Origin of the sequence: Aromatoleum aromaticum EbN1 (genome assembly GCF_000025965.1) — a bacterium.
Taxonomy (GTDB): domain Bacteria; phylum Pseudomonadota; class Gammaproteobacteria; order Burkholderiales; family Rhodocyclaceae; genus Aromatoleum; species Aromatoleum aromaticum.
In genome coordinates this window covers 2,174,473-2,197,289 of the sequence record NC_006513.1, presented here as the reverse complement: position 1 = coordinate 2,197,289, position 22,817 = coordinate 2,174,473, and the positions used below count along the sequence as shown (strand labels likewise).

Annotated in this window: 23 protein-coding genes and 2 pseudogenes; 22 read left to right on the top strand and 3 right to left on the bottom strand. The window is 66.1% G+C overall.

Annotated elements, in window-relative coordinates; all coding sequences use genetic code 11:
- The first annotated feature begins 26 nt into the window (after nucleotides 1-26).
- The 20 genes from EBN1_RS10415 (at nucleotide 27) to EBN1_RS10320 (ending at nucleotide 17,883) form a co-directional block, all read left to right on the top strand.
- Nucleotides 27-1,742 (top strand): sensor histidine kinase, encoded by a 1,716-nt coding sequence (locus tag EBN1_RS10415; protein WP_011237919.1) that lies wholly within the window; start codon nucleotides 27-29, stop codon nucleotides 1,740-1,742.
- The gene (locus EBN1_RS10410) at nucleotides 1,739-2,419 is read left to right on the top strand and encodes a response regulator (protein ID WP_011237918.1); all 681 of its coding nucleotides are present in this window, start codon (nucleotides 1,739-1,741) and stop codon (nucleotides 2,417-2,419) included. The genes EBN1_RS10415 and EBN1_RS10410 overlap by 4 nt, the downstream gene beginning before the upstream one ends.
- A 304-nt stretch (nucleotides 2,420-2,723) precedes the next feature.
- Nucleotides 2,724-3,107 (top strand): response regulator, encoded by a 384-nt coding sequence (locus EBN1_RS10405; RefSeq protein ID WP_241762720.1) that lies wholly within the window; start codon nucleotides 2,724-2,726, stop codon nucleotides 3,105-3,107.
- A 226-nt stretch (nucleotides 3,108-3,333) separates the two neighbouring features.
- Nucleotides 3,334-3,729: a hypothetical protein gene (locus tag EBN1_RS10400; RefSeq protein ID WP_041646182.1), complete on the top strand. Its 396-nt coding sequence runs from the start codon at nucleotides 3,334-3,336 to the stop codon at nucleotides 3,727-3,729.
- A gap of 68 nt (nucleotides 3,730-3,797) precedes the next feature.
- Nucleotides 3,798-3,998 carry a Flp family type IVb pilin gene (locus EBN1_RS10395; protein WP_011237915.1) on the top strand — a complete coding sequence of 67 codons (201 nt, stop codon included), beginning with the start codon at nucleotides 3,798-3,800 and terminating at the stop codon, nucleotides 3,996-3,998.
- Between the two features lie 117 nt (nucleotides 3,999-4,115).
- Nucleotides 4,116-4,286: a Flp family type IVb pilin gene (locus EBN1_RS10390; protein WP_011237914.1), complete on the top strand. Its 171-nt coding sequence runs from the start codon at nucleotides 4,116-4,118 to the stop codon at nucleotides 4,284-4,286.
- A gap of 65 nt (nucleotides 4,287-4,351) precedes the next feature.
- A complete protein-coding gene (locus tag EBN1_RS10385; RefSeq protein WP_011237913.1) occupies nucleotides 4,352-4,522 on the top strand; it encodes a Flp family type IVb pilin in 171 nt (56 codons plus the stop codon).
- A 165-nt stretch (nucleotides 4,523-4,687) separates the two neighbouring features.
- Nucleotides 4,688-5,254: an A24 family peptidase gene (locus tag EBN1_RS10380; RefSeq protein WP_011237912.1), complete on the top strand. Its 567-nt coding sequence runs from the start codon at nucleotides 4,688-4,690 to the stop codon at nucleotides 5,252-5,254.
- 23 nt (nucleotides 5,255-5,277) lie between these two features.
- Nucleotides 5,278-6,585, top strand: coding sequence for a P-loop NTPase family protein (locus EBN1_RS10375; RefSeq protein ID WP_011237911.1), 1,308 nt, complete (start codon nucleotides 5,278-5,280; stop codon nucleotides 6,583-6,585).
- Nucleotides 6,586-6,707: 122 nt separating this feature from the next.
- Nucleotides 6,708-7,559 carry a Flp pilus assembly protein CpaB gene (gene cpaB / locus EBN1_RS10370; RefSeq protein ID WP_011237910.1) on the top strand — a complete coding sequence of 284 codons (852 nt, stop codon included), beginning with the start codon at nucleotides 6,708-6,710 and terminating at the stop codon, nucleotides 7,557-7,559.
- 35 nt (nucleotides 7,560-7,594) lie between these two features.
- Nucleotides 7,595-9,295, top strand: coding sequence for a type II and III secretion system protein family protein (locus EBN1_RS10365; protein WP_011237909.1), 1,701 nt, complete (start codon nucleotides 7,595-7,597; stop codon nucleotides 9,293-9,295).
- A gap of 10 nt (nucleotides 9,296-9,305) precedes the next feature.
- Complete coding sequence (locus EBN1_RS10360) at nucleotides 9,306-9,584, top strand: hypothetical protein (protein ID WP_011237908.1); 279 nt, start codon at nucleotides 9,306-9,308, stop codon at nucleotides 9,582-9,584.
- 24 nt (nucleotides 9,585-9,608) lie between these two features.
- Nucleotides 9,609-10,934, top strand: coding sequence for a pilus assembly protein TadG-related protein (locus EBN1_RS10355; protein WP_011237907.1), 1,326 nt, complete (start codon nucleotides 9,609-9,611; stop codon nucleotides 10,932-10,934).
- 11 nt (nucleotides 10,935-10,945) lie between these two features.
- Nucleotides 10,946-11,392, top strand: a complete 447-nt coding sequence (locus EBN1_RS10350) for a TadE/TadG family type IV pilus assembly protein (RefSeq protein WP_011237906.1) — start codon at nucleotides 10,946-10,948, stop codon at nucleotides 11,390-11,392.
- The gene (locus EBN1_RS10345) at nucleotides 11,389-11,841 is read left to right on the top strand and encodes a TadE family protein (protein ID WP_011237905.1); all 453 of its coding nucleotides are present in this window, start codon (nucleotides 11,389-11,391) and stop codon (nucleotides 11,839-11,841) included. Before EBN1_RS10350 ends, EBN1_RS10345 begins: the two co-directional genes overlap by 4 nt.
- Before the next feature lie 29 nt (nucleotides 11,842-11,870).
- The gene (locus EBN1_RS10340; RefSeq protein WP_011237904.1) at nucleotides 11,871-13,025 is read left to right on the top strand and encodes a CpaE/TadZ family protein; all 1,155 of its coding nucleotides are present in this window, start codon (nucleotides 11,871-11,873) and stop codon (nucleotides 13,023-13,025) included.
- A gap of 36 nt (nucleotides 13,026-13,061) precedes the next feature.
- Nucleotides 13,062-14,414: a TadA family conjugal transfer-associated ATPase gene (locus EBN1_RS10335; RefSeq protein ID WP_011237903.1), complete on the top strand. Its 1,353-nt coding sequence runs from the start codon at nucleotides 13,062-13,064 to the stop codon at nucleotides 14,412-14,414.
- A gap of 92 nt (nucleotides 14,415-14,506) precedes the next feature.
- Nucleotides 14,507-15,481, top strand: a complete 975-nt coding sequence (locus EBN1_RS10330; RefSeq protein WP_011237902.1) for a type II secretion system F family protein — start codon at nucleotides 14,507-14,509, stop codon at nucleotides 15,479-15,481.
- Nucleotides 15,482-15,497: 16 nt separating this feature from the next.
- Nucleotides 15,498-16,445, top strand: coding sequence for a type II secretion system F family protein (locus EBN1_RS10325; protein ID WP_011237901.1), 948 nt, complete (start codon nucleotides 15,498-15,500; stop codon nucleotides 16,443-16,445).
- 16 nt (nucleotides 16,446-16,461) lie between these two features.
- Entirely contained in the window at nucleotides 16,462-17,883 is a 1,422-nt protein-coding gene (locus tag EBN1_RS10320) for a LytR C-terminal domain-containing protein (protein ID WP_011237900.1), read from the top strand.
- Nucleotides 17,884-17,980: 97 nt separating this feature from the next.
- On the opposite strand, the pseudogene EBN1_RS10315 reads toward EBN1_RS10320, so the two are convergent.
- Together EBN1_RS10315 and EBN1_RS22980 are read right to left on the bottom strand one after the other, a co-directional pair.
- A pseudogene (locus tag EBN1_RS10315) lies at nucleotides 17,981-19,174 on the bottom strand (sodium:solute symporter family transporter); the annotation flags it as partial.
- A gap of 61 nt (nucleotides 19,175-19,235) precedes the next feature.
- Nucleotides 19,236-19,286: pseudogene (locus EBN1_RS22980) on the bottom strand (hypothetical protein); the annotation flags it as partial.
- 220 nt (nucleotides 19,287-19,506) lie between these two features.
- Here EBN1_RS22980 and EBN1_RS10305 point away from each other — a divergent pair.
- Nucleotides 19,507-20,289 carry an enoyl-CoA hydratase/isomerase family protein gene (locus tag EBN1_RS10305; protein ID WP_011237898.1) on the top strand — a complete coding sequence of 261 codons (783 nt, stop codon included), beginning with the start codon at nucleotides 19,507-19,509 and terminating at the stop codon, nucleotides 20,287-20,289.
- A gap of 47 nt (nucleotides 20,290-20,336) precedes the next feature.
- Here EBN1_RS10305 and EBN1_RS10300 read toward each other — a convergent pair whose 3' ends face one another.
- Nucleotides 20,337-21,806, bottom strand: coding sequence for a cobyric acid synthase (locus tag EBN1_RS10300; protein ID WP_011237897.1), 1,470 nt, complete (start codon nucleotides 21,804-21,806; stop codon nucleotides 20,337-20,339).
- A gap of 110 nt (nucleotides 21,807-21,916) precedes the next feature.
- Here EBN1_RS10300 and EBN1_RS10295 point away from each other — a divergent pair, with 110 nt between their 5' ends.
- Nucleotides 21,917-22,810, top strand: coding sequence for a cobalamin-binding protein (locus EBN1_RS10295; RefSeq protein ID WP_011237896.1), 894 nt, complete (start codon nucleotides 21,917-21,919; stop codon nucleotides 22,808-22,810).
- Nucleotides 22,811-22,817 lie beyond the last annotated feature (7 nt).

The window sequence follows — 22,817 nt, the reverse complement described above, 5'->3', positions numbered from 1 at the left end:
CCATGACCGATGGGAGAACTCCAAGGATGGACACCAGCAGCGCCACCTCGCCGGCGGTGCTCCCGCCTGGCGTCGCAAACGGCGGCCTGCACCTGAATCCCGAGCTGCGGCGGATCCTTGCGAACATACGCGTCATTGTCGCGATCGTCGCCGCAACGGAAGCCCTCTCGCTGTCGGGCGCGGGACGCACGCCGGCCGCGCTCGCGGCCCTCGGCTACGCCGTCTATGCGGGCTGGCTGTGCTGGGTCGAAACCCGTGGCAACCGCCCGGTTCTGCCGCGCGTCACGTCGTGGGTCGATGCGGGATGGATCCTGCTTTTCGCGTGGCTCGCCGAGGCGCAAAGCAGCCTGTTCGTCCTGCTGCTGCTCTTTCCGGTCCTGTTCGCATCGCTGAGCTTCGGCTTCGTCTCCGGCCTGCTGGTTTCGCTGTTCGCCGCCGCAGTCGCCGCAGCCCAGTTGATCCTCCGCAGCGGGTATGGCGACATCCCGTGGCAGGGCGCGATGCTGCAGCCGCTGTCGCTGCTCGTTCTCGGCCCCCTCGTGGCCGCTCTCGCGCGAGCCGGCATGCAGATGAACGAGCAGCTGACAGTCGCCGACCGCCTGCTCGGGCAGCTGGACCCGCGCTTGGGAGTGCGGCGCGTCGCGGAGACGACGCTGCGCGCACTGACGCACCATTTCGACGCCGATCGAGGCCTGATTCTGCTGTGGCTCCCCGACAGCGAGCCGCGCCTGTTCGATTGCGACGCCAGCGGCAACGTGAACGAGCTGTCGGGCGAACTGCACACCCGCCTGGTCGAGTCGCTGGGTCGCCTGCCATCCCACATCGCGGCCGTGCATCATCTCGGCCACCTCGGCCGCCTCCCGCTGCGTCATCACAGCGGCTTCGACCTCGAAACCAAAGGGCCGAGCAGCGCTGCCCGGCCAGCGGCCGAACACCTCGCCGAGCTCCTTGACGCCCGGTCGATGGTCGCGATGCCGATTTGTCGCCGTGCGCCGCACCCGTGCCGGCTGCTGCTCGAGTCGCGGTACCGGCGCTATCGCGCGCGCGACGCCGAACTGCTGTACGGGGTGATGGAGCAGCTCGCCCCCGTCATCGAAAACGCGGGCCTCCTGGAGCGGCTCACCGAAGCCGCAATGGCGACCGAACGCGCGCGCATCGGCCGCGATCTCCACGACACCGCGATCCAGCCCTACCTCGGGCTGAAGTACGGCATCGAAGCGCTCGTCCGCAAAGCCGCCCCCGACAACCCGCTGCACCACGACATCCACGCGTTGAAGGACGTCGCCATCAGCGAGCTGCACAACCTGCGCGAGCTTGTGACGGACATGCGGGCGGGCGCATGTGGCGCCGACGACGCGCTCGCGCCGGCGCTGCGGCGGCAGGCCAAGCGATTTTCCGAGCTGTTCGGGATCGAAGTGGCGGTGGATTGCGAAGGCGAACTGCCGGTGCGCCGCAGCCTCGCCGCGGCGATTTTTCCGATGGTCGGCGAAGCGCTGACGAACATTCGCCGCCACACCGACGCGAGCCGCGCCGAAATCCTCGTTCGCGCACAGGCCGGCTCCTGTTCGCTGCGGATCACGAACGCGCACGACCCGCACGCCCCTCCTCCGCCGTTCATCCCGCGCTCGATCGTCGAACGCGCCGAATCGCTCCACGGCCGTGCAGTAGTCGAGCGACAGCGACCCGGCCTGACTGATCTGATCATCTCCATCCCAACCCATCCCGAGCACGGCCAACCATGATAATCACCACCGAGCGTGCCATCCGGGTCTTCCTCGTCGACGATCACCGAACGACCCTGTGGGGGCTCGAGCGCCTGATCACAGGGGCCGAGCGCATGCAGCTGGTGGGCAGCGCGACAAGCATCATGGAGCTGCTCGTCGACCCCGAAAGCCGCAACGCCGACGTGATCGTGCTCGACCTCGATCTGGGCGGCGTCGATTCGGCCGCCGCGCTCGCCGAATTGCACCAGACCCTCAGCGCCCGCGTGCTGGTGCTGACCGGCGCGCGCGACGCCGACGCGCATCGCCGCGTCGTCATGGCCGGCGCGCGCGGCGTCGTCCGGAAGGAAGAGCCGGTGGACGTGCTGTTGCGCGCGATCGAGAAAGTCCACGAAGGCGACGTGTGGATCAATCGCGCGCTGATCGGCGACATCATGGACAGGCTCAAGGGCGGAAATCCGCCGCCGGACGAGCACAGCGCGAAGATCTCGAGCCTGACGCCGAAGGAACTCGAAGTCATCGCGACCGTCGTCCGCCACAAAGGCGCCAAGAGCCTGATCCTCGCCGAAAGCCTCAGCATCAGCGAACACACGCTGCGCAACCACCTCACCGTGATCTACCACAAGCTCGAACTGCGCGGCCGGCTCGAACTGTACGTCTATGCGAAGGAACGCGGGATCGGGCTGGTGAATTCGTGACGCCGGGGGCGTCGGGATGATCGACACCCGCAGTCTCCCCGAAGTCTTCGCCCCCCTGCTGACGCTGCCCGTGCCCCCGCGGGGACGTTACCGACACCTCCTGCTCGACCTGTGCCCCGCTGCAGTCCCCGCGCGCCGCCATGCCCGAAGCGCGTCCCGACGCCGCACTCCTCCGCTTCCAACGCTGCGCCTCCCGGTCGCGTTGTCATGCCTCTTGCAGTCGAGTTCTCCCATGCGCACCTTGTCGGGCCACCGGTATCGTTGAATCTTCGCGGCCGTCGCCGCACGCGTGGAGCACGCCATCTTGTCGAGCGCTTTGGCTCCGCCGATCGAAATTCTGCTCGTCGACGATCAGCGCGTGATCCTGTCGGGGGTGACCGCGCTGATCGAGAGCGAAGCCCCGCGGATGCGCGTGACCGGACAAGCCCGCTCCGTCCGGCAGGCGCTCGAACTCGCGCGAACTGTTCGTCCGCACGTCATCGTCCTCGATGCGGACCTGGGCGGCGACGATGGCCTCGTGCTGATCCCGCTGTTCCGCATCTGCTGCAACGCCGCCGTCGTCGTCTTCACGTGCCTCGGCGAACCGCGTGCGCGTCTGCGCGCGCAGCGCCTCGGCGCAGCCGGCTTCGTTTCGAAGACCGCGCCCGGCGATGAACTGATCGCCGCGATCCGCCTCGCGTCGCTCTGAACCGCCGGAGCCCGTGACAATTGTCACGGGTGCAACCGGTCGAACGCGCCCACGCCGGTTAGTCGCATCAGCCGATGCCGAATCCGGAACCGCGGGGGAACATGAAGGAAATGCCAAACGGGCAGCGGGCGAACGGTAGCTGAAACCCTCGCCCCTGCTCCCCGCGCATCCCGAAGGTGCATCGACGGTCGTTTTCGACCGTCATTCCCGCCCGGCTTCAGGAGACATGACCGTGACGCCCTCGCAGGAAAACAGCTTGTCGCCGCAAACCCAGTCCACGCTCGGCGCGATTTCCTCCGCGCTGCTGCTGCTGTTCGCGATCTCACACCTCGGCGCGTTCGCCGAAACGGGCATGACGAGCAAGCTGTTGTTCAGCCTCGCTGAAATCGTCATTGCGGTGCTGGTTCTGCTGCGGATGCCGATGCTTGAAAACCGGGACGAAGCGGCGAGGTTCGATTCGGAGGAGCCTGACGTGAACGCTTCCGTGACCTCGGCGGCGGCCATTCACGGCTTTCGTCGAGAAAGAATTCGAGGCAGCGCCGATCGTCATCCCGGCCGCCCCGACGCCGCCTCCCAAGGCATGACAAATGTCACAAGCACCTGCGGCGCATATGACTACTAAAAAGGGGCGCAATTGCGGATGTTGCCGAACCGCTCGGCGCCTAATCTGAAGTCAAGCCGCAGGACAGGATGAAAGCGATGAAGACCGAGCGGATTGTCGAGTTGCTGAAAGGGTTCATCGAAGACCAGGACGGCGTCACGTCGATCGAATATGCGCTGCTAGCGGCGCTGATTTTCGGCGCGATCGTGGTTTCGGTCAGCTTGCTCGGCAGCAGTGTCGAGACACTTTACGGCGATGTCGCGGACAAGGTTTCGGCCGCGGTGTCCTGAGCGAGCAAGGATTTCACTGCGAGGCCGAAAACCTCGCAGCAGTTTTCCGGAACGGGCCTCCCGCTCCGGTTGGTTGCCGGGAGGTCCGGCGTTTTTTTCTAAATGAAGGAGATGACCATGCTGGAAATGATGAAGCAGTTCGTTCGTGATGACGAGGGAGTGACCGCAATCGAATATGGATTGCTCGCCTCGTTGATTGCGCTCGCGATCATCGTCGGCGCCGGCGCACTCGGTACAAAGCTGAATACCATGTTCAACTTCATTGCGGGGAAGCTCGTTGCCGCCTGACCGAACGGACCTCCGGTGCAGTTAGTAGCCGGGGGTCCGGCGTTGTCTCGATAAAGGAGATGGTCATGTTGAAAATGCTTCAGCAATTCATTGTGGATGAAGATGGTGTCACTGCAATCGAGTACGGTTTGATCGCCTCGTTAGTTGCGCTAGCGATCATCGTTGGTGCCGGCGCACTCGGTACAAAGCTCAATGACGTGTTCAACTTCATTGCAGGAAAGCTCGTTGCCGCCTAAGCGACGGCACCTCCGGTTAGTAGCCGGAGGTCTGGCGTCCTCTTGATGAAGGCGATGGTCGTGCTGGAACCCCTCGAATCGTCCATTCGAGCCACATAACCAAGAAGGCGTTCCCATTCGCGAGCCGCACGAGAGCGGACGCATTACGAAGATCGTTACGCCACCATGATCGCTACAACAACTCTCCTTGCGTTACTCCTCGCTGCAGTAATTACCGACCTTCTGACTCGGCGAATTCCAAATCGGCTGATTCTAGCTGGGCTCGTATCGGGATTCGTTTTGCACATGGCTGATCTGCCCGGGGCTGCTCTCTTTGCCACAGCAGATAGCATTGACGGCGTGAGCGTCGCATTCGGAGGCCTCGCTGTTGGTCTAGCTGGAATGCTGCCGCTCTACTTCTTGCGCGCAATGGGCGCCGGTGACGTCAAATTAATGATGATGGTCGGCGCCTTCCTCGGTCCGCTGCAGACTTTCGGCGTCGTCGTCCTGACGTTCGCCGCCGGCGGCATACTCGCGCTTGGCATGGCGCTGTGGCAGCGCTCTTTTGCCCAGCTCGCACTGAACCTGCGCTTCATGCTGACGACCAGCGCGGTGCGCGCCGCGGGCGGCGACAGCCCGCGCTTCGAGCCGCTCGCGCAGACCGCCGGGCGCATGCCCTATGCCGTCGCGGTCGCCGCCGGCGTCGTGCTGCAGCTGATCCTCGTCCGCTCCGGCGGCTGGGCGTTGAGCTGAATGGAACCTTGCCGGAACTCGTCATGAATGCACCTTCTGCCGCCCGCGTGATCCCTCTCGACGAAGCCGCCGCGTTCCCGCGAGCGCCGCGCACGCTCGAAGAAACCGGGCTGCCGCTGCTGTTCCTCGTCGAACTCGCGGCGAAGCTCTTATTCGTGCGCGGCCAGATGCGCCTGACCGAGCTGTCGCAGCAACTGCGGCTGCCGGCGAACGTACTCGAAAGCCTGCTCGCGTTCATGCGCGCCGAGCGGATCTGTGAAGTGATGCGCCGCGGCGAGACGGACGGCGACATCCTGTATGAACTCACCGATGCGGGCCGCGCCCGCGCCGCGGAATTCCTCGGCCGCTGCAAATACGCCGGCGCGGCACCGGTCGGCCTTACGGCGTATGTCGCGCAGGTCGAGCGCCAGTCGGTGACGAAGATGCGCGTCACGCGCGACGGCGTAAACGAAGCATTCCGCGGCCTGATCATCAAGCCGGAAGTGCGCGACCAGCTCGGCGCGGCGATGGGGTCGGGGCGCGCGCTGTTCCTGTACGGCCCGGCCGGCGCCGGGAAGACTTATCTCGCCGAGCGGCTCGCGCTGCTGCTCGATGGCGACATCGCCGTGCCGCACGCGATCCTCGTCGATAGCGAGGTCATCCAGGTGTTCGACCCGCTGATCCACACGCCGGTCGAGGACGACCGCCGCCCTGCCGCGCTCGACAACCTGATGCGGCCGGACCTGCGCTGGGTGCGGTGCAAGCGGCCGGTCGCAATCACCGGCGGCGAGCTGACGCTGCGCATGCTCGACCTCGACTACGACGCGAGCAGCGGCTTCTACCAGGCGCCGCCGCATGTGAAGGCGAACAACGGTCTTTTCGTCGTCGACGACCTCGGCCGGCAGATCGTCACGCCTGAGCAGCTGATGAACCGCTGGATCGTGCCGATGGACCGGCATTACGACTACCTCGCGCTGCACAGCGGCACGAAGTTCGCGCTGCCGTTCGACGTCGTGCTGGTGTTCTCGACGAACCTGATGCCCGCCGACGTCGCCGACCCGGCTTTCCTGCGCCGGCTCGGCTACAAGATCCACATCGGGCCGATGAATGAAGACGAGTACAGGAACATATTCACACGTGTTTGCGAGGAACGCGGCGTACCGTTCGAGGAAGCCGCGTTCCAGATGCTGTTGAACGATTACCACAAGGCGCACGGGCAGCCGTTGCTCGCGTGCTACCCGCGCGACCTGGTGAACCAGATCGCCGATCTCGCCCGCTACCTCGACGAACCGGCGCGTCTGACGCCGGAAGCTCTGGACTGGGCCTGGCATAACTACTTCGCGACCCGATAGGGCGCGAACCGGGGGAGGGGGGGCCGGCGGCTGCATTGGCGGTCGCCGGTTTTCACCGGAGCAGCATCCGCGCTTTGCGCGTTTGTCGGGCTTGTGCCGCGACATGAAACAAGGGGATTCACATGAAGGCAAAAGGGATGGGCTTTCTTCTGGTCGCGATGCTCGCCGGCCTTGCGGCGGTCGTGCTCGGCACGCGCTGGCTGCAGGCGAAGTCCGCCGGCGACGGCAATCGCATCGCGGTCGCGGCGGTCGAGCTGCAGCTCGGCAGCCGCATTGCGCCGGAGGCGATCCGCCTCGTCGAATGGCCGTCGGGCAGCATCCCCGCCGGCGCGTTCCACGACCTCGCGAAGCTCGACGGCCGCGTCGCGATCACCGGCATCCAGCCCGGTGAACCGGTGCTCGAATCGCGCCTTGCGCCGGAGGGCACGAAAGGGGGCCTGTCCGCAGTCGTGCCGGAAGGCAAGCGCGCGATCACGGTGCGCGTCAACGACGTCATCGGCGTCGCCGGCTTTACGCTCCCCGGCAACTACGTCGACATCATGGTCAACACCGAAAACACCGGCGCGAACCGCAACAGCGCGGACCAGATGATCTCGAAGATCGTCCTCGAACGCATCCTCGTGCTCGCCGTCGCGCAGGAAGCGAACCGCGACGAGACGAAGCCGAAAGTCGTCAACGCGGTGACGCTCGAAGTGACTCCCGAACAGGCCGAGCGGCTCGACCTCGCCCGCAGCGTCGGCAACCTGTCGCTGGTGCTGCGCAACCAGATCGACTCGAACACGACGGACACTGCGGGCATCACGAAGGCGATGCTGCTGCGCACGCCGGACGATGCGCCGGTCACGCCTGCGCCGCAGGCGGTCAAGCCTGCCGCGCCGCGCCGGGTTGTGGCCAAACCCCCTGCCCCCGCACCGAAGCAGCAGGTCTGCGTCGAGGTGATCCGCGGCGTCTCCAAGGTCAACGAATGCTTCTAATCGCTTCCAACCGATTGCCGAGCGCAGGGAACATCATGAGCACGAAAAACCTGTACAAACCTCATCGTTCCATACGGGCCGGAGCTTTCATAGCGCTGGCGCTGCTGCTACCGCTCGCCACGCACGCAGCCATCGGCACGTCCTCCGCGACGCCGAGGGTCGCCGTCGCGACCACCAACGGTTCGCCGTGCGGACGCGTCGAAATCGCCCCGATGGTCACGATCCCGGTCGGCAAGTCGTCGGTGATCCGGCCCGAAGTCCCGGTCACCCGCATCCTGCTCGGCAACCCCGACAATGCGCAGGCGGCGCGCCCGAGCGCGGAGCCTGCCAAGGACGACAAGGGCGGACAGCAGGCCAAGCAGAGCGACGGCCGGCCCGGCGTCGCGCAGGTCGACGTGCTGCTGTTGAGCCCGAACGAGATCTACCTGCTCGGCAAGAGCGTCGGCTCGACGAACGTCGTGCTCGTCGACCGCTCGGGCGGCTGCACCGCGCTCGACGTCACGGTTGCGATGGACGTGACTTCGGTGCAAGGCGCCTTGACGGCATTGCTGCCCGACGAAACTGGGATCAAGGTGAGTTCGGCGTACGACTCGCTCGTGCTGACCGGGACCGTCAGCGACGCGACGAAAGTCGATCGCGCCGTGGAGATTGCATCGGCATACGTTCGCGATGGCGACGGGGGAGAGAACGGGCGCAACGCTCGCGTCCTCAACATGCTGAGCGTCGGAGCGCCTCAACAGGTGATGCTGGAAGTGAAAGTCGCCGAAGTGTCGAAAGCGGTGATGGACCGCTTCGGCATCGATTTCTCCCGCGCCTATGCCGCGGGGGACGGCACGATGATTCGCTTCCTGTCCGGCGTGTTCGGCGGCAAAAGCCCGGTCGGCGGACAGGTGTCGGGAACCGTTGGCGCGCGGGTCGGTGGCGGCATCGTCGATTCGATCAGCAACGCCAGCGGCACCAGCGCGATCACGGCGCCGATCGGCGACGCGACGATCGGCGGCGACGCAACGAAGGTCCCGCTGATCTCCGGCAGCAACAGCACGCTGATCGGCGTCGATGCGCAGAAGAGCGACGGTTTGGTGAAGATCCTCGCCGAACCGACGGTGATGGCGATCAGCGGACAGGAAGGCAGCTTCCTCGCCGGCGGCAAGATCTTCATCCCGGTGTCGCAAAACGATGGCGGGACGAGGACGGTGACGCTTGAGGAGAAGGAGTTCGGCGTCTCCGTCAAATTCACCCCGACGGTGCTCGAAGGCGGCCGCATCAACCTTGCCGTGCGCCCCGAAGTGTCCGAGTTGAACCGCGAAGGCGTCGGGCTGACCGCGCCCGGGGTGAACGGCCTCGCGATCCTGCCGTCCTTCACGACGCGCCGGGCCTTCACGACGGTCCAGCTTCGTGACGGACAGAGCTTCGCGATCGGCGGCCTGATCAAGAACAACACGACGACCAACATCAAGGCCTTCCCGTTCCTCGGCGAACTCCCGGTCATCGGCGCACTGTTCCGCAGCACCGAGTTCCAGACCGACCGCTCCGAACTGGTGTTCGTCATCACGCCGCGCCTGGTCAAGCCGCTGCCCGAGGACTACGCGCTGCCGACCGACAACTACGTCGAGCCGAGCCGCAGCGACGTGATCTGGCGCGGGAAACTCGAAGGCAAGGGCCCCGCTCCGGCAGACCACCCTGATCTCTTGCCCGGTGAGGAAAATTCCGCCCGCGGCGGCTTTGAACCGAAATGAGGAGCAGACCGTGAACGCATTCGCAAGACTGACTGTCTCGCTCGCAACGCTCGCCCTGACCGGCTGCGTCGCGACCTCCCCGAACTGGGATTCGCGCTTCGGTGAAGCCGCACGCGTGGCCGCGGCGCAGCAAATCATCTCCCCTGAAGCGTCGAAGAACACCGATCCCGTCGCCGGTATCGACGGCAAGGCGGCGCAGGGTGCGATGGGAGAGTATGCGAAGAGCTTCACGAACCCCGAGCCGCAGCCGAGCATTATGACGATCGGCGTCGGCGCTTCGGGGCAGTAACAAATAAGGGACGGGAGCGGCGCTATGCGGAATCGTCACGCGGATCGTGATTCACAGCGCGGGGTGGTCGCGATCATTACAGCCCTTTCACTCGTGGTGCTCGTCGGTTTCGCCGGCCTTGCACTCGATGGCGGCCATCTCTACCTGACCAAGACCGAGTTGCAGAACGGGGCCGATGCCTGTGCGCTGGCCGCGTCCTACGAGCTGACCGGCTCTCCGATTTCGCCGGAAAACTTCACGCGGGCCGAGAATGCCGGCAAGACCGTTGGCACGGAGAACCGCGTCGATTTCCAGGGAGGCGCAATCGCAGCTGCGGACATCGACGTGACGTTCTCGACTTCGCTCGCTGGTTCCTGGCTGCCCGCAGGGGGAGCGACCGGCAACTCGAAGTACGTGCGCTGCACGATTACCCGAAACGGAATAGCGCCGTGGTTCATGCAGGTCATGGGCTTCGGCGACCAGACGGTGAGTGCCATTGCCACCGCCACCCTTGCCCCGTCACAGAACAATTGCGCGATTCCGATGGGCCTATGCACGCACCCCAGCAGCTCGGCACCGCACTTCGGCTACGTCAAGGGCGACTGGTACTCGATGAACTTCAAGGAAAGCGGCGGCGGTACGATGGAAAACCTGACGGGCGATTTCCGCTGGGTGGACTTCGATCCGAGCACGACTACGCCCAATTGTTCCGGCAAGGGCGCCCAGGAACTCTCGTGTCTCTTCGAGGGGGCGGGGCAATGCAATCTGCCGCCGAACGGCCCGTCCACCTGTCCTACCTCCGGCAATTCGACGCCGACGCCTGGCTGTGTCGGCGACGCCGGCCAGAAGACTAGTATCGGCCAGGCGTTCAACACGCGCTTTGGCATCTGTCAGGGAAGTGCCTGTACGGACGGCGAGCTGAAGAGCGCTCCGCCCGACTTCACCGGCCTGGCCTACAACACGACGACCTGGTCATTGGGCCGCGATGCGTACAAGGGCTCATCCGGGGGCACGCCAAACTTCGTCGCGGCGCGCAGTTCGCACCTCCAGGTACAAAGTTCCGAACTGCCCAGTGGCACGAACCAGGCCAGCACCGCGCAGATGATCTCGTTCGGCGCGGACCGCCGCCTGGTCACCGTCCCATTACTCGAGGACTGCGCGGGGAGCCTTGACTCTGGCGGCCATCACGCGCCAATCCGCGGCTATGCCTGCATCCTGCTGCTGGAGCCATACAAGAAGGCCGGCAGCGACGTCACCGTCAGCGCCGAGTACCTCGGCGCGTCGAACGAACCGGGCAGCCCCTGCGCCACGTCCGGCGCGGTCGGCAGCTCAACCTCGGTCGGGCCGCTGGTGCCCGCCTTGGTCCAGTGAGGATTCGAGCCATGCGTCACATGCGCGGTGTCGTCGCCGTCGAATTCGCGTTTCTCCTGATCCCGCTGGTGATGCTGGGCTTCGGCATCACCGAGTTCGGCCGCGCGATCTATTCGTACAACACGTTGGCCAAGGCAGTTCGAGACGCTGCCCGCCACCTGACCGCAAAGACGCCGGGGGATCCTGTCGAACACGCGATCGCCAAGTGCATGGCAGTGCATGGCAACCCTGACTGCAACGGTCCGGCGCTGGCTCCCGACCTGAAAACAAGCATGGTGCAGACCTGTGACACGATCCTCAGCTGCCCCGGCGTCGAGAACACCGTGACGACCGGAACCGGGATGATCAACACGGTGACGGTGCGGATCAGCGGCTATCCGTACAACTCCGTCGTCGAATACGTGATGCCGGACATCACCTTCAACAACATTGCGGTCACGATGAGGTCGCAGCTATGAACTCGCGAATCACAAGCGGCGGAAGGAAGCGGCAAGGTGGAGTCGCCGCGGTCGAATTCGCGGTGGTTGCAGCGCTGTTCTTCACCTTGCTGATCGGCATCATGGAGTTCGGGCGGATGCTGTGGACCTGGAATGCCGCCGCTGAAGCCACCCGGCTCGGCGCGCGCCTTGCGGTCGTCTGCGACAAGGAGGATGCCCCAATCGTCGAGACCCGCATGCGACAGATGTTGCCGTCGTTCGCAGCGGCGACGATCACAATCGACTATCTCGATCCCCCTAACGCTTCCTGCGACGCCGCAACCTGTAAGTCGGTACTGGTGCGCCTGTCGGATTACACGCACCAGACGATCATTCCATTCATTCCCCTTGCCGTGCCCCTGCCGGCGTTCCAGACGACGCTGCCGCGCGAAAGCATGAGCAGTTCCGGCAATCCCGTGTGCGGCAGCTGACCGCACCGCTACCGCGTTCAGAGGACGTCATGAAAATCCGAATTCTTTCCGACAACCACGACAGCGCCGAACGCCTGCGGGCAACGCTCGCGCAGGCGGGCAAGTCGATGGACGTCGCCGTTGGTCACGCGACGTCGAGCGAACCGCTCGGCGCCGTCAATGGCACGGTGCCGGACGTCGTCGTGCTCGACGCATTCCGCCCGGCGAACCTCGGCGCGCTCGAACAGCTGACGCTGCGCTACCCGCAGATCGAGCCGATCGTCATCACGGCCGACACGTCGTCGGATTTTCTGCTGCAGGCGTTCCGTGCGGGGGTGCGCGAAGTGCTGCCGATTTCGCCGTCGCCCGAGGCATTGCATGCCGCGCTGGCACGCATCACGCGCAAGCGCGGCGGCAGTGCGACCAACGGCAAGATCCTCGCCCTGACTTCCTGCAAGGGCGGCAGCGGCGCGACTTTTCTCGCGACGAATCTCGCCTGGGTCCTCGCAGCGGCGCACGGCAAGCGCGTCGCGCTGATCGACCTGAACCTGCAGTTCGGCGACGCGGCGATGTACGTCACCGACCAGAAACCGGCAAGCAACCTGGCGCTGGTGTGCCAGCAAATCCACCGGCTCGATGCCGCGTTCCTGCAGTCGGCGATGATCGAAGTCGCGCCCGGCTTTCACCTGCTCGCGGCGCCGGACGACCCGGCCCACTCGACCGACGTCCGCCCCGAGCACGTCGAGGCGATCCTCAAGGTTGCGCGCACGAACTACGATTTCGTCATCGTCGATGTCGGCCGCTCGCTCGACGCGGTGAGCCTCAAGCCGTTCGACATGGCCGACATGATCTTTCCGGTGGTGCAGCTCACGCTGCCGTTCATCCGCGAGGCGAAGCGGCTCGTCGAGGTGTTCGTGTCGCTTGGCTACCCGATGTCGAAAGTCGGGTTGGTCGTCAATCGCCAGCACAAGAACAGCGACATCAGCCTGCAGGACGTCGAGCGCACGGTGAAGGCGAAGCTGTTCAAGACGGTGCCGAACAGCTACGACACGGTCGCCGCGTCGGTGAACCAGGGCGAGCCGATCGCGCGGCTGGCGAAGAACAGCCCGGTGACGAAAGCGCTGCGCGAGATCGCCGAATCGCTCGTCGACGACCCGGAAAAAGCGAGCAAGGGCTGGCTGTCGCGCCTGTTCGCGACGCATTGAGCGCAGCACGCGGATGACTATTGAAAGGAACGTGAAATGAGCTTGCGACAGCGCCTCGAATCGGTCTCGACAGACACCGTGATGCGTCCGGCGGCGGCGCCCGACCCGCGCGCGAACAAGGCGTATCAGACGCTGAAGATGCGCATCCACCAGCTGCTGCTGTCGCGCATCGACCTCGAGGCGATGGAAAGCCTCGGGCCGGACCAGTTGCGCGACGAGCTGCGGCTGATGGTCGAGCGCCTGCTCGCCGAAGAAAACGTCGTCATCAACACGAACGAGCGGCGCGACCTCGTGCGCGACATCCAGTACGAGATGCTCGGGCTCGGGCCGATCGAGCCGCTGCTCGCCGACCCGACGGTGTCGGACATCCTGATCAACGGCTCGCAGCAGATCTACGTCGAGCGGCACGGCAAAATCGAGCTGACCCCCGTCACGTTCAGCGACGACGCGCACCTGATGAAGATCATCGACAAGATCGTGTCGCGCGTCGGGCGGCGCGTCGATGAATCGAGCCCGATGGTCGACGCGCGCCTGCCGGACGGCTCGCGCGTGAACGCGATCATCCCGCCGCTCGCGCTCGACGGACCGGTGGTGTCGATCCGCCGTTTCGCCGCCGTGCCGCTGACGATGGAGAAGCTGATCGGCTTCAAGGCGCTGACGCCGGAGATGGGCGAACTCCTCGCGGGGCTCGCGCGCGCGAAAGTGAACATCCTGATCTCGGGCGGCACCGGCAGCGGCAAGACGACGCTGCTGAACATCCTCACCGCGAACATTCCCGCCGACGAGCGCATCGTCACGATCGAGGACGCGGCGGAGCTGCAGCTGCAGCAGCCGCACGTCGTGCGGCTCGAGACGCGGCCGCCGAACATCGAAGGCAAGGGCGAAGTGTCGCAGCGGGCGCTGGTGCGCAACGCGTTGCGCATGCGCCCGGACCGGATCATCCTCGGCGAGACGCGCGGCGCCGAGGCGTTCGACGTGCTGCAGGCGATGAACACCGGCCACGAAGGCTCGATGACGACGGTGCACGCGAACACGCCGCGCGACGCGCTCGGTCGCATGGAGAACATGATCGGCATGTCCGACGCGAACCTGCCGCCGAAAGTCGCGCGCTCGCAGATCGCCAGCGCGATCGGCCTGATCGTGCAGGCGAGCCGGCTCACCGACGGCAAGCGCAAGATCATCAGCATCCAGGAGATCACCGGTATGGAAGGCGAGATGATCACGATGCAGGAGATCTTCGCGTTCCGGCAGACGGGCATTTCGGAGACCGGCGAAGTGCAGGGCTACTTCACCGCGACCGGCGTGCGCCCGCATTTCGCCGAACGCCTGCGCTCGTTCGGCATCCGCCTGCCCGAGGACATGTTCAACCCCGGGCGGCGCTTCGAGTGAGGCTGAGATGAAACTACCCCCACGCTCACTTTGTTCGCTGCCCCCCAAGGGGGCGCAGGCCTCCCTTGGGGCGGCCCAGCAGGAGGCCTGAGATGGACATCCTGACGCTGCTGTTCGCGCTCGCGACTTTCATCACGGTCGTGCTGTTCCTCGAAGGCGCCTACCTGTGGTGGGCGTCGAGCCATAGCGCCGACGCGAAGCGGCTCAACCGCCGCCTCGACGAAGTCGCGAGCGGTGTGGGCAGCGCCCGGCCGGCATCGCTGTACAAGGAGCAGAACGCCGCGGGCTCGGCGGCAGGTGACCGCCTGCTCGCAGCCGTGCCGCACCTTCACGGCATCAACCGGCTCATCGTGCAGTCCCGCCTGCAACTGACGCTGGCGCAGTTCGCTGGCTGGACGGTCGCGCTCGCGGCGCTCGGCTTCACGTTGCCGCTGCTGCTGAACCGGCCGCTGTTCCTCGGCCTCGGGTTTGCCGTGGTGCTCGGCATGCTGCCGACGCTGTACGTGATGCGCGCGCGCAACCAGCACATGCAGCGCTTCGAGCTGCAGCTGCCGGAAGCGCTCGACCTGATGGGGCGCGCGTTGCGCGCTGGCCACGCGTTCCCGACCGCGATCAAGATGGTTGCCGAGGAGATGAAGGACCCGATCGGCGGCGAGTTCCGCATCCTGTTCGACGAGATGAACTACGGCGTGCCGCAGCAGACGGCGATGCTGAACCTCGCTTCGCGCACCGACAGCACCGACCTCAGCTACTTCGTCATCGCGGTGCTGATCCAGCGCGATTCGGGCGGCAACCTCGCGGAGCTGCTCGACAACATCAGCAAGATCGTGCGCGCGCGGCTGAAGCTGTATGGCGAGATCCGCACGCTGTCGGCCGAAGGGAAGCTGTCGGCGTGGATCCTCGGCTGCCTGCCGTTCGCAACTGCGGCGCTGATCAACATCGTCAACCCCGGTTTCATGAAAGTGCTGTGGGAAGACCCGGCGGGCATCAACTTCATCTACGGGGCGATGGGGATGATGGTTCTGGGCGTGGTGTGGATGCGCAAGATCATCCGCATCCGCGTGTAGCGGCAGGAGAGAAGACATGGACTACACCCAGATCGGATTTCTCGGGCTGCTCTTCGTCGCCGTGACGGCGGGCGCGTTCTTCGTCATGAGCCTGTTCTCGCGCTCGGCGGCCGCGGACCGGCTGCAGGCGCTCGGCGGCGGCAAGTCGACCGTCGGCGCGGGGGCCGACGCCTGGATCGAGCGCACCGTCAAGCTGACGAAACCCTTTGCGAAGCTATCGACGCCGGAGGACAGCGAGGACATGTCGGCGCTGCGCGCGCGCTTCATGCACGCCGGCATCCGCCACGCCGCCGCACCGCTCGCGTTCTTCGGCGTCAAGACCGTCCTCGCGCTCGGGCTGCCGCTGCTCGCGTATTCCACGGTGCTGGTGTCGACGCCGTCGCTGCAGTTCCAGGGCACGCTGCTGGTCGTGCTGCTCGCGGCGGCGATCGGCTATTACGTGCCGAACATCATCCTGAACCGGCTGATCTTCGTGCGCCAGCGCGAGATCTTCGAGACTTTTCCCGACGCGCTCGACCTGATGACGGTGTGCGTCGAAGCCGGTCTCGGCGTCGAGGCGGCGCTGGTGCGCGTCGCCGACGAGATGCAGCACAAGAGCGAAGCGCTCGCCGAAGAGCTGCATCTCGTGACGCTGGAACTGCGTGCGGGCCTCGAGCGCGCGCGGGCGCTGCGCAACCTCGCCGCCCGGACCGGCGTCGAGGAAGTCGAAGGTTTCGTCGCGATGGTGATCCAGGCGGAGCGCTTCGGCACGAGCATCGCGACATCGCTGCGCATCCACTCCGACATGTTGCGCACGCGCCGGCGCCAACGCGCCGAGGAAGCGGCGGCGAAGATCGCGCTGAAGCTGCTGTTCCCGCTGATTTTCTTCATCTTCCCGTCGCTGATGCTCGTGCTGCTCGGGCCGGCGATGATCCAGGTGTACCGCATCCTGCTGCCGACGATGGCGGGAACCAGCGGCGGCTGATGCGAGGAGAAGCACGATGAAAAAACGCATACTCGCGTTGAACCCGGTGCTCGCCGCGCTTTTGGTCGGCGCGTGCAGCACGAACCCGGTGATGCCGGAAAACGCCTGGAAAATCGCGCCGGTGCAAAGCGTGCGCCATGGCGCCACGAACGACGCGGCCGGCTATTTCGCGCTCGGGCGTTACAAGGAGAGGCGGGGCGCCAATGAAGAAGCGATCGCCGCGTACCGCGAAGCCCTGGATGCCGACCCTGAACACGCTGCGGCGTGGAACGCGCTCGGCTCGCTGCAGGCCGCTCTGGGAAAATTCGATGACGGTCTGCGGGCACTCGAACGGGCGGTGAGTCTCGCCCCCGCGGCGAGCCACCTGTACAACAACCTCGGCTACGCGCTGCTGCTCGCGGGACGGCACGACGCCGCAGCGACGTCGCTACGCCGGGCCGTCGAACTCGACGGCAGCAACCGTCGCGCATGGACCAACCTGGCCACGGTTTACCGGCGCCTCCACATGCAGGACAAAGCAGAGTTCGCCGACGCGCGGGCAAGCGGCGCCTCGCCCGCCGCGCCGAACGCCCCCGCGGCGCCGACCCCAATCCTGACTGTCGCGCAATCCGTGCCTCCGGCTAAAGCGAGTCCCGCGCAACCATTCCCGGCGATGGCAGCGCCCCGCCTCCCCTTGCCTGCGGCGGAGTCCCAAGTCACAGTCGGCACGATTGCTGCCGATCCGCCGGTCACAGCGACGCCGATCCCTACCCTGCTGCAAGCCGCCGCGCCAGCACCCGCGCCAGCACCCGCGACGGCGGCGAGCGCACCGGCCGCAGCGATTGCCGGACCTGCGGTCAGCACGACTCCGCACGCAAGGCTCGTGAAAGTTGCCGAAAACGTCTTCGAACTGCTCAATGGGCCGCCAAGGCGTGAAACGGCGGTCGTCGAGGCAGCCGCGATCATCACCGCCGCCGCGCGCCCCTCCGTCCTCGCCCGGACGGCCGAACCACGGGCCGTTCGCGCCGCCGCGCCGAGCCTCGCAGAGGGCCCGCGCCCGGCTGCTGCGCCTCTTCCGTCAGCAGCCCGGCGGGCGCGCTACGAGATTTCGAACGGTCATGGCGGTGAAGGGCTCGCTCGGCGGCTTGCCGGATTGCTCGAACAGCAGGGGGTCGCGCGCCCGCGACTGACGAACAGCCGCCCGTTCGACCAGGCGACGTCCTTCGTCGAATACCGCGACGGCTTCCACGAAGCGGCCACTGCGTTCGCCGCCCGCCTGCCGTTCCGGCCGACAATCCGGGCCACCGTGTCGAACGATCTCGCCGTCGACGTGCGGCTGATGCTGGGGCACGACCTCACCAAAAGCGACGCGTGCGCCCTATTGGGGCTGTGCCCGCAGCTCGCCCGTCCCACCGGACAAGTTGCAGCGGTACAGACCGCTGCCGCTTCCGACGAATGACGCAGGCGGGGGCGAAAAGACAAAACCCCCGCCGGACAATGCCTGACGGGGGTCTTGCCGCCGCGCCGAAGCGCGACGGGGTCTCCAGTACCCGGACTCAGTGGCTGGAAGCGGTCGCCGCTCCGACACCGGTCTGCGCACGCACGTACTGATCGTCGAAAGCGTCGATCTCGCGCTTCGCCCGCGCGCTCATGTCGAGCTTCGACACGATGATCGTCAGCAGGAACGCGATCGGCATCGAGAACAGCGCCGGCTGCGTGTAGGGGAAGATCGCCGAGGCATTGCCGAGCACGTCCACCCACACCGACTTCGACAGCACGACGAACATCACGGCGCTCACGAGACCCGAGTAGCCGCCCCACAACGCGCCACGAGTCGTCAGGCCTTTCCAGTACATCGACAGGATCAGCACCGGGAAGTTGGCCGACGCGGCGACGCCGAAAGCCAGCGCGACCATGAACGCGATGTTCATCTTCTCGAACGCGATGCCGAGCAGCACTGCGACGACGCCGAGGCCGATCGTGGCGAACTTCGACACTCTCAGCTCGGTGGTTTCGGACGCCTTGCCTTTCATGATCACGCGCGAGTAGATGTCGTGCGAGATCGCCGACGCGCCGGCCAGCGCGAGGCCGGCAACGACCGCGAGGATCGTCGCGAACGCGACTGCCGACAGGAAGCCGCGCAGCAGGTTGCCCCCGACCGCCTTGGCGAGGTGCATCGCGATCATGTTGCCGCCGCCGATGACCTTGCCGCCGAGCACGCCGCCTTCGAAGAACGCCGGGTTCGTGCCGACGATCAGCAGCATGCAGGCCTTGATGATCTGCACCCAGGTCGTCGCGACCATGCCGCCGAAAGTCACGTACACCATCATCAGCGCACCGACGACGAACAGCGCATAGACGTAGTCGAGGCCGAACAGCAGCTTGATCAGCTGGCCGGCGCCGACCATCTGCGCGACGAGGTAGAAGCACACGACCGTCAGCGAACTGACTGCCGCCATCGTGCGCACCTTGCCCTGGTCGAGGCGGTACGACGTGATGTCGGCGAACGTGAACTTGCCGAGGTTGCGCAGGCGCTCCGCCATCAGGAACAGGATGATCGGCCAGCCGACGAAGAACGCGATCATGTAGATGTACGCATCGACGCCCTGCGTGTACATCATCGCGGTCAGACCCAGCAGCGTCGCCGCCGACATGTAGTCGCCGGTGATCGCCAGTCCGTTCTGCCAGCCGGTAATGCCGCCGCCGGCAGTATAGAAGTCGGCCGTCGACTTGGTGCGGCTCGCCGCCCAGCAGGGTCAGTACCCAGAAGAAAATGAACTGGAACAGACCGGCAGCGACGCCGAAAGTCAGGTTGCCGGTGCCGGACAGGCGCCAGCCGATCAGATCGGGGGCGAACGCCACGAGCAGCACGAAGCCGTAAAAATCGTCAGCACGATGGCCGACAGGATCATCGCAAAGCGCGTGCGCTTAGAAACGAGTTCCGCAAAACGCGGATGATATATGATCTAAATCGCTCCATACCGTTGGGTATGGAAGTTTTTTGTAACGTACAAAAAGAACTTTTGATTGCAAAAAATACAAGCGAAAACAAAATGTTGAAAACCACCCAGAGCAGCACGAAATGAAAGGCCGGATCGTTTTTTCGTCCGGCGACGGCGTCGCGACCCTCGTGTTGTCGAACCCCGGCAAGCTCAACGCGATCGATTCGGCGATGTGGATCGCACTGCACGAAACGTTCGAAGGGATCGCGGCCGACGACGGGCTGCGCTGCGTGATCCTGCGCGGCGACGGCGACAAGGCTTTCGCCGCGGGCGGCGATATCGAGGAATTCCTCACCGTGCGAGCGACTGTCGATGACGCGCTGCACTACCACGACGGACTCGTCGCGGCCGCGCTCGACGCGATCCGTGCGTGCCCCGTTCCGACCGTGGCGGCAATCCAGGGTGCTTGCGTCGGCGGCGGCCTCGAGATCGCAGGCTGCTGCGACTTGCGCATCGCTGGCGAATCCGCGCGCTTCGGCGCCCCGATCAACCGCCTGGGCTTCTCGATGTATCCGGGCGAGATGGCAGGGCTGCTCGACCTCGTCGGCCCGGCCGTGCTGCTCGAGATCCTGCTCGAAGGCCGCATCCTGACGGCACGTGAAGCGCTGCAGAAAGGCCTGCTGACGCGGATCGTCGACGACGAGAAAGTGATCGACGAAGCGCAGGCGAGCGCCGCCCGCATCGCCGCCGGCGCGCCGCTGGTCGCACGCTGGCACAAGCAGTGGGTGCACCGGCTGATGCGGGACAAGCCGCTCGGCGCGGACGAGAAGCGCGCCGCTTTCGCGTTCCTCGATACTGCAGACTACCGCGAAGGGCTCGAAGCGTTCTTCGCCAAGCGCCCGCCGCGCTTCACCGGCCGCTGAGGTCTTTCAGGCGCCCCGGGGCAATGACGTCCGGAACGTCGCCCGCGTCACCCGCGCACCCACTCGGCGGGAAACAGCCGCCCGAGGTCGAGGTGGCGCTCGATCGCGTCGGCAAGCCGGTCGAGGTCGGCTTCGCGCCGCGCGGCAAGATCGACGCTTTCGACTTCGCCCGCCCCCGCCCACGCGAGCAGCGCCGACAGCGCGGCGGGAGTGTCGAAGAGCCCATGGAGATACGTGCCGAGGATCTGGCCGTCCGCCGACAGTGCGCCGTCGCCGCGACCGTCAGCGAACTGCAGCGCCGGCCGGTCGAGCGCTGCCCCCCGGCTCACGCCCATGTGGATCTCGTAGCCTGCCGCGGCGGGCGAGCGGGGGAGGTTCAGCGTGCCGCACACGTTCTCGAGGCGCTTTTCAGCTGCGAGCGTCGTTTCCATGTCCAGCAGGCCGAGCCCGGCGATGCTGCCGGCGCCGCCTTCGAGGCCGAGCGGATCGTGCAGCCATCCACCGAGCATCTGGAAACCGCCGCAAATTCCGGCGAGCTTGCCGCCGTAGCGCAGGTGCCGCAGGATCGCCGCATCCCAACCCTGCGCGCGCAGCCACGCCAGGTCCGCCTGCACGCTCTTCGAACCGGGCAGCACGATCAGGTCCGCCGGGGGCATCGCCTGGCCGGGGCCGACCCAGCGGAAATCGACCTGCGGGTGCAGGCGCAGCGCGTCGAGATCGGTGTGGTTCGAGATGCGCGGATAGACTGGCGCGACGACCGTGAGGCGCGTCTCGCCTTTTTCCGCGCGCGCGTCGGCGAGCGCATCCTCGGCGTCGAGAAAGAGCCCGTGCAGGTACGGCAGCACGCCCAGCACCGGGCGGCCGGTGCGCGCTTCGAGCCAGTCGAGCCCCGGCTGCAGCAGCCCGAGGTCGCCGCGAAAGCGGTTGATGACGAAACCCTTGACGCGCGCCTGCTCGGACGGCGACAGCAGTTCCAGCGTGCCGACCAGATGCGCGAACACTCCGCCACGGTCGATGTCGGCGACGAGGATCACCGGCACGTCGGCGGCTTCTGCAAACCCCATGTTCGCGATGTCGCGGTCGCGCAGGTTGATTTCCGCGGGACTGCCGGCCCCTTCGACAAGCACGCACTCGTAGGCGGTGACGAGGCGATCCCACGACGCCATCACCGCCGCCATCGCCGTCGGCTTGTACGCATGGTAGTCGCGCGCCGACAGGCTCAGCGCGACGCGGCCGTGGATGACGACCTGCGCGCCGACATCGGTAGAAGGCTTCAGCAGCACCGGATTGAAATCGCTATGCGGCTCAAGCCCTGCGGCCAGCGCCTGCAGCGCCTGGGCGCGGCCGATCTCGCCGCCGTCGACGGTCACAGCGGAATTCAACGCCATGTTCTGCGGCTTGAACGGCGCGATGCGCACACCGCGACGAAACAGCACCCGGGCGAGGCCGGCGACGAGCGTGCTTTTCCCGGCGTCCGAAGTCGTCCCCTGAACCATCAGCGCAACAGCATGGGGCATCGCGTAAAATCCCGCTTCGTTCAAAGCGGCGGATTATCGCCGATAAGATAAGCTTCCCGCCGACGATTTCCAGGCCGATCGAGCCTGGCGCCGGCTTCACGGTACTGCCGATGACCCCGCTTCGCATCGCCGCGACACTCTGCCTTTGCCTCCTGCTCGCGGCTCCGCTGCGCGCGGAACTCGTCGTCGAGGACGACACCGGACGCCACGTGCAGCTCGCGCAGCCCGCACATCGCATCATCAGCCTCGCGCCGCACGTCACCGAACTGCTGTTCGCAGCGGGCGCCGGGGAACGGGTCGTCGGCGTGGTCGACTACAGCGACTTTCCCGACGCGGCGAAGGCGCTGCCGCGGGTCGGCAGCTACAGCAACGTCGATATGGAGGCGATCGCGGCGTTGCGGCCGGACCTCGTGATCGCCTGGCGCAGCGGCAACCGCGACGCACATCTCGACAAGCTCGCGGCCCTCGGGATTCCGGTGTTCCTCAACGAACCGCGCACTCTCGACGACGTCGCGCGCAGCCTCGAGACGTTTGGCCGCCTCGCGGGCAGCGAACAGGCCGGCCATGACGCGGCCGAGTTGTTTCGCGCCCGCAGGACGGAGCTCGCGCGGCGTTACGCCAAACGTCCTCCGGTGCCGCTGTTCTATCAGATCTGGGACGATCCGCTGATGACGATCAACGACGAGCACCTGATTTCGGACGTCATACGCCTGTGCGGCGGCAGGAACGTGTTCGGCGCGCTGGCGCAGCTTGCGCCGGCGATCGGCGTCGAAAGCGTGCTCGCGGCCGATCCGGAAGCGATCGTCGCCAGCGGCATGGGCGACGCGCGCCCGGAATGGCTCGATCGATGGAAACGCTGGCCGGGGCTGGCAGCGAGCCGGGCCGGGAACCTCTATTTTGTGCCGCCCGAGCTCATCCAGCGTCACACGCCGCGGATTCTCGACGGCGCCGCGCAGCTGTGCGAATTTCTCGACGCAGCGCGCGCGAAACGCGACGGGCGCTGATCATCGC